We start from the raw sequence: 278 nt of genomic DNA, 5'->3' as shown, positions 1-278 counted from the left end.
CTGAAGTAAATGCAGGATGTGCAAGGCCTGTATCGACTTCGAGAAGGAGTAAGAATCCAAGGGAACCTGATTTATCGCTCAGATCCGCTTGCAGTCACCAGAGTCAACAAATCTGCACTGTCTCTCATTGACGAACTTTCGAAAGATCATTTTCGGACCGCTGAAGAGATTGCCTACAGCACGAATGTGGAGGTTAGTGACGCTGAATCCTTGCTGAGAAGTTTGTTTGAACGTGGCTTTCTCGCCTGGAATCCGGAAAGTAACACGGAGTATCAACC

General features: G+C 47.1%; 1 protein-coding gene. It reads left to right on the top strand.

The features are described from left to right. Nucleotides 1-9: 9 nt before the first annotated feature. A partial coding sequence (locus Q5L94_RS13645) for a hypothetical protein (RefSeq protein ID WP_317498899.1) occupies nucleotides 10-278 on the top strand: 269 nt, incomplete at its 3' end.

Origin of the sequence: Idiomarina sp. Sol25, from assembly GCF_033052775.1 — a bacterium.
Taxonomy (GTDB): Bacteria; Pseudomonadota; Gammaproteobacteria; order Enterobacterales; family Alteromonadaceae; genus Idiomarina.
Note: the sequence above shows the minus strand (reverse complement) of the source record. Positions and strands in the feature narration are given on the sequence as shown.